This window comes from Idiomarina sp. UBA4206, from assembly GCF_002383015.1.
In the GTDB taxonomy this organism is placed as follows: Bacteria; Pseudomonadota; Gammaproteobacteria; order Enterobacterales; family Alteromonadaceae; genus Idiomarina; species Idiomarina abyssalis.
Genome location: NZ_DFTS01000045.1, coordinates 6441 through 9408, shown reverse-complemented (window position 1 = coordinate 9408; position 2968 = coordinate 6441). Strand labels below are relative to the sequence as shown.

The window sequence follows — 2968 nt, the reverse complement described above, 5'->3', positions numbered from 1 at the left end:
AATATGTTCCTATGCTGACTCAGTCGACAGAGTTTACCTGCGGACCAGCCAGCTTGTTAATGGCGATGGATTATTTCGGCCGGCCGAGCAGTGATCCGCAAGCTGAAGAGCTGGAAATTTGGCGTCAGGCAACCACCATTTATATGACCTCCGGACATGGTGGTTGTGGGCCACATGGGCTGGCGCGCGCGGCGTATCAACGTGGCTTGAAAGTACGGGTGGAAGTTAATACTGAGCAGCCCCTGTTTGTAGATTCAGTGCGTCAGGAACAGAAAAAGACAGTGATGCAGCGTATACAGCAGGCCGATATGACCTATTTACGTGAACACGATGTGCCCATTGTTGTGCGTGATTATGACGTTAATTTAATAAAAGTAGATTTAAGCCAGGGCTGTCTGATTATGGCGCTGATTTCAACTTATCAGTTTGATGGTATTCGCGCTCCCCACTGGGTTTTAATTTGCGCTGCGGATGACGACTTTATTTACATCAATGACCCGGACTATGACACGCTGCCCTGGGAATCTCCAACCGAGCGTCAATATTTACCTGTACCTATAAGCACCTTCAGTAAAGCCTTTGGCTACGGCGGTCGTAAGCAAAAAGCGGCGGTTGTGCTTTGTGCTAATTAGATAACAAAGTGATCAATTGCCCTTGAATTATCCGTAATTATGCTCAAAGTCATATAACAGTACCAGATGATAAAGGAATTCCTTATGAGCTCAGCATTTGATGATTTTGAACTAAAAGGCCACAAGCTGGAAAACCGTTTTGTCGTCGCCCCAATGACACGAACCAGTGCCGATAAAAAAGGTAAGCCAACCGAGTTAATGGGTGAATATTACGAACGCTTCGCCAAAGGTGGCTGGAGTATGATCATCAGTGAAGGCGTTTACACTGACCGCCAGGCAAGTCAGGGTTATGAAAACCAGCCGGGCATTACCGATGCTCCACAAACCGATGCGTGGAAAGAGATTGTTGAGCGGGTTCACAAGCACGACTGTAAGTTCATTATGCAGTTGATGCATGCCGGCGCGCAGTTTCAACACAACGAATACACCGATACGCCAATCGGACCCAGTGAAGTAAAGCCTAAGGGCGAGCCATTAGATTTATATGGTAAAACAGACGGTTGGCCTGAAGTGAAAGCCATGGATGAGACCGATTTTGATGCTGTTATGAACGGCTTTGTTGGTGCAGTAAACCGTGCTAAAGAAGCTGGTTTTGATGGCATTGAGCTGCATGCGGCTAATGGCTATTTACTGAATGAATTTTTGAGCGACTACTTTAATCAGCGCCCCGACCAGTGGGGCGGTAGCATGGCGAAACGTATGCACTTTCTTGAGTTGGTAGTTAAGGCGGCGAAATCGGCAGCCGGAGACGACTTCATTGTTGGTGTGCGACTCAGTCAAATTACGGTGACGGATTCAGAATATCAGTGGCCGGAAGGTGAAGACGCCATGATAAAAGTGGTTAAGGCTATGGATAAAGCTGGTGTGGATTACATTCATACAACAGACACTGATGTTATGCGTAAACCGTTTAAAGGTGGAAGCAATAAAACGCTGGGTGATGTTGTACAAGAGTTCTCAGATATTCCGTTAATTGTTAATGGCGGCATTAGTGAGAAAAACTATGAGCATGTAGCGGCACATTATCCGAATGCGTTACTGGCTATGGCGAAAACGTCATTGGCAAATCCGGACTTTCCAATTCGGATAAAGTCCTCTGAACCATTACGCCAGTTAGATTTTGCCATGCTCCAACCAACCGCTACACTTGAAAATGAGTGGAAGTGGCGGGACGAAAATGACGCGCACATTGAACTGGATTGAAGCGGTTTTTAAGTAGCGGACAGGAGGTTTCTACGATGAAAAAAGTAGCAGTTATTTTATCCGGCTCCGGTGTCTTTGACGGCGCCGAAGTGAACGAAACGGTATTGACGTTGTTGCATATAGCGAAGCAAGGCGCAAGCTACGAATGTTTTGCGCCAGATATAGAGCAGATGCACACCATTAACCACCTTAAAGGTGAAGAAAGCGGTGATAAACGCAATGTGCTTGAGGAAGCCGCGCGCATTACCCGTGGTGAGGTCCGGCCGCTAAGCGATTTAGATTCAACTGAATTTGATGCGTTAATTTTGCCAGGCGGCTTTGGTGTGGCGAAGAACCTGTGTGACTTTGCTGTAAAAGGCGCCGATATGACGGTCAATGACGAGGTTTTAAAAGTTGGTAAGGCTTTTGTCGATGCCAAGAAACCTGCGGGCTATATGTGTATTGCGCCAGTGTTATTGCCGCATATTTACGGGAAAGGGGTCAAAGTCACCATCGGTAACGATGGCGAAGTGGCCAGCGCCATTAACAAAATGGGCGGCGAGCATGTGAACTGCGGTGTTCGCGATATTGTTGTGGATGATAAACACCAATTAGTCACCACACCAGCCTATATGCTGGCCGAAAACTTGCCAGACGCAGAAGAGGGAATCAGCAAATTGGTTGAAAAAGTCTTATATATGGCGGCCTAGTAGCTGAATTAAAGCCCAATAAATAACCGCTTGAGTGCGGAACTTATAGCACTTAAGCGGTGTCTGAGTTATAGTACACAGATTACGTAAGTAATAGCTTTGGGGCTGATCTGGATTCGACGGGATACACGAAACCCAAGGTGCATGCCGAGGTGAGGCAGGCCTCGTAAAAAGCCTCAACCTAATAGTTGCAAACGACGACAACTACGCTCTAGCGGCTTAATAACCCGCTAAGCCCATCCCCCGGCGCTTTGTCTGCGAGACCGGACCAGGATGGCTCAACCTAATGTAGACTCGCGTGGATGCTTTGTCCGGAGCTGAAGCGTTAAACTTAATCGGACTCGTCAGTTGTGAAGCCTGTCAGTCGGCGTCACACTGATTAACTAAAAGACTGACTAAGCATGTAGGACCGAGGATGTAGGTATTGCGGACGCGGGTTCAACT

Annotated in this window: 3 protein-coding genes and 1 other RNA gene (1 of these 4 running past the window's edge); all 4 read left to right on the top strand. The window is 47.4% G+C overall.

Annotated elements, in window-relative coordinates; translation table 11 throughout:
* Positions 1–632, top strand: a 632-nt coding sequence (locus B3180_RS10480) for a peptidase C39 family protein (RefSeq protein ID WP_286844395.1), incomplete at its 5' end; no start/stop codon positions are given.
* Positions 633–716: 84 nt separating this feature from the next.
* A complete protein-coding gene (locus B3180_RS10475) occupies positions 717–1835 on the top strand; it encodes an NADH:flavin oxidoreductase (protein WP_054488266.1) in 1119 nt (372 codons plus the stop codon).
* A 35-nt stretch (positions 1836–1870) separates the two neighbouring features.
* Positions 1871–2524, top strand: a complete 654-nt coding sequence (gene elbB / locus B3180_RS10470; protein WP_054488264.1) for an isoprenoid biosynthesis glyoxalase ElbB — start codon at positions 1871–1873, stop codon at positions 2522–2524.
* Positions 2525–2625: 101 nt separating this feature from the next.
* Positions 2626–2968, top strand: a transfer-messenger RNA (tmRNA) gene (ssrA, locus tag B3180_RS10465) (it continues 92 nt past the right edge of the window).

Coding starts and splice junctions, on each gene's coding strand:
- B3180_RS10475 (WP_054488266.1), top strand. CDS start 717: ATGAGCTCAGCATTTGATGATTTTGAACTAAAAGGCCACAAGCTGGAA.
- elbB (WP_054488264.1), top strand. CDS start 1,871: ATGAAAAAAGTAGCAGTTATTTTATCCGGCTCCGGTGTCTTTGACGGC.